The organism is Marinobacterium profundum (genome assembly GCF_001528745.1).
Taxonomy (GTDB): Bacteria; Pseudomonadota; Gammaproteobacteria; order Pseudomonadales; family Balneatricaceae; genus Marinobacterium_A; species Marinobacterium_A profundum.
On the sequence record NZ_BCNS01000182.1, the window covers coordinates 1 to 3,310 of the forward strand.

Annotated in this window: 1 protein-coding gene; it reads left to right on the forward strand. The window is 49.8% G+C overall.

Features of this window, described 5'->3' with window-relative positions; all coding sequences use genetic code 11:
- A partial coding sequence (locus tag MPRO_RS21125; protein WP_158651910.1) for a hypothetical protein occupies positions 1–3,105 on the forward strand: 3,105 nt, incomplete at its 5' end.
- Positions 3,106–3,310: the final 205 nt, after the last annotated feature.

Genomic DNA, 3,310 nt, shown 5'->3' on the forward strand with positions numbered 1-3,310 from the left:
TTGCCGTGGCTAATTCTGTTTGATGAAGAGGTTCGCCGCACGGCATTAGGAACACACCCAGAAATTGCTGTTGAAGGTGGTGATCCATCCCAACTACCGTTGCTGGAAAGACAAAGGCTTTTGGCTGACATCGTCCGTCGGATCGTTTCGGACGAGGACGACCGATCTGCGAGAGACAACAGCGCAATTGCACGAATCGCAAATCCAGATCTCTCGGATGACACGCAACAGCTTATCAACGAATACGTTGATAATGACGACGCCATTTTCTTTCTCGGTAGGCTGGTCTGGCAGGGTGAGATGGCATGTTGCACCGCCTCTTTTGTTAATATTGCCGCAGACAACTCGCGTGGTATCTATGCCCGCATGGCATCGGCCCGCGCAGTAATGACTTGTGGTTCTTTCGGACAGAAAAATAGCTTGTGGCAACAGATTAACGAAGGCGAGGTTTATATTCCGCGCGAATTGCTCGCTGAGCTGGTTGATAATGCAGCTCCAAACAGTAATAGCGTCGTCCAACTGATCACCTCGCTGGATAAACTGCCACCTTACGAACGATACAAGGCTACTGGTCTAAATCGTTCGCTACATGAATTTGTAAAACGATTACCTATTATCGATGAACAACAGGTCATCGCCCAGCTAATTTTCGGGCTACATGGCTACCTCGAGAGGCCGCCCTATGTAGGGCGAGGAAAGTGCCATGTTTCGGAGGAGTACGCATGGTTACTAAGTCCCGCTACCCATGCAGTGGAAAGGCTGGTTGAAGCACGAAGCGCCGTGGCGTTAGAAGTGACGGCCCTATCTATTGTGTTGATGGTTCCAGCATTACGTTTTTGGAGGGAAGCCTATTTCAGCGAGCATAAAGGAAATTTGCAGATGCTCGTTCCCCATTGGCCTGAACTTAATGATGCCCTTTACTGGGCTAGCATCGAACAAGCAAGAACCTATAACGCTGCAAGATCAAGAGAACCGATGACCGATGACTGGTCTGTTGCTTGGCTCGAACATTTTTGGTGCTTCGACACGGATAGCATATCAAGATTGCTCGACTACATCCGTTCTCGCAGGCTTCAAGATGATAGGTTAGTAGCTCTTAGCACCGCGTTTCGCGTCTATACGCAAGCAGGCAGGCCAGCAAACATTCTGAGTAGCCTGCAAGAAGTCACGACTAGCGAGGCCGTCTTGCTACAGCGGTTGGATATTCTGTTAAATCCGCCGGTGTCAGAGGCAGCGCTAGAACGCGACGAAGAGCATGAGGAATTTTTACGGCAACAAAATGAGAGGGAAGAGCGAGAAAAGCAGGATCGTGATACATGGATAGCAGAGTTACGTGCGGATCCTGAACGGATATGCAGCCCCGCGAACTTAGAGCCGAATATACTTTCCAACGATATCTATTGGTTGATGCAGGAGCTTATAGATCGTCCTCTATCGACGGAGCGCTATGCCTTTTCGGACTGGAGGGGGCTTATACCAGAGTTCGGTGACGCCGTCGCTCATGCTTACCGCAATGCTGCTATCAATTATTGGAGGTATTATAACCCGACTCTGCAATCTGAAGGGGTTTATAGAGATAACTCCACACCATGGTCATTGATATTCGCTATGGCCGGACTTGAGATAGAGGCAACTGAGAGCTCCGACTTTCCTCGCCATCTGAGCGAGTCTCAGGTACGCCATGCTTTGCGCTATATCACTTGGGAACTTAATGGATTTCCTGGTTGGTTCGAGCGTATGTATCAGACATTTCCAACCTTAGTCGGTGAAACCGTGATTAAGGAATTACGTTGGGAGCTTGATAACACTGGCTCGGACAAGTCGATGCGCTATATTCTACACGATCTGGCCTACCATTCGCCTTGGCTCCATGCGTCCATTGCTCCAGTAATACTGGAGTGGATGGAGACTAACCCCACACGCATCAATACCAACCGAGATTATTGCATTCATATATTGGTGAATAGCGGAACCGACCCTGATAGGCTAGCGGTGCTGGCTAGCCTACAGATAGCGCAGACCAACGACCCGGAAAGCGTTCCCTGGTGGTACGCGCTTCGCGTCGATTGCGATCCGGTCAATGGCATCCCTGAAGTCCAACAGTGGCTATTAAGTCTCGATGAGAATTTGGCGGTACATGCCGCCCAGACCTTTATCACAGCTCTGATGGGTGACAAGCATTTAAGTGAGCGAGGGCTTTCTATTGGTCATTTCCGAACAACAGAGCATCTGAAATCACTATATGTCCTGATGCACAGCTATATTCGGGCACAAGAGGACAATAATCGTGCAGGTAGCGGCATCTATTCTCCAGACCTACGCGATGACGCACAGGATGCACGTAACAGGCTATTTAACCTTCTATCAGAAATTCCTGGAAAAGAGAGTTATACAGTCATCAAGGAACTCGTTCATGAGCACCCCAATCCCGACTATCGTGTTTGGATGGCTAAGCGGGCCTACAAGCGAGCCGAAGAGGATAGTGATCTGGACCCCTGGACTGCCGAACAGGTTAGTGCGTTTAGTCGGGGGCAGATAATCACACCCAGAACGCATCGTCAGCTCTTCGACCTCACGGTGCATCGCCTACTGGATCTGAAGAACTGGTTGGAGCGAGGAAACGACAGCCCTTGGCAGACTTGGCAACGCGCTGGTGGCGAAACCGAGATGCGTACACTGATAGCTGGTTGGCTCAATCAGCAGTGTCGTGAACAATACACCACCGCACAGGAACCGGAGCTGTCAAATAGCCAGCGCATGGATATTTGGATGCAGAACACAAAGGTACATTCACCAGTGCCAATCGAACTAAAACTGCTTGACAAGAAGTGGAGCGGCCCAAAACTATGCGAGCGGTTACGAAACCAGTTGGCGGGCGATTATCTCCGAGAGGAAACAGCAGGATGTGGTGTGATGTTACTTGCCTCTCAAAGATTAGGTCCAGAAAAACGGTGGAGGATTAATGGCCTAAGTGTTGGTTTGAGCGACCTATCCAGCGCCTTAAAAAATTATTGGCAAAGTATCGCTGGCCAATACCCTGGAGTTGAAGCAATAGATGTTATTGTCGTCGACATGACACAAAGGGGAAAAGTCAGTGATTCATGAACGGGTGCCTGGGGTCCGGGTGCCTGGGGTCAAAACTTGCCTTTTGCTTATCCAGCGCCCCCCCATTCGCTGAAGGTACGCTCTGCACAGTAACCCGACCTCGACACTTAATTGAAGCTGTTTTCAGTTCCTGTAATAGCTTGTTACCTTTGGACAAGCTACCGTTTGTGACTCCAAGTACTTCCAGAGCGCTGACGCTATCACC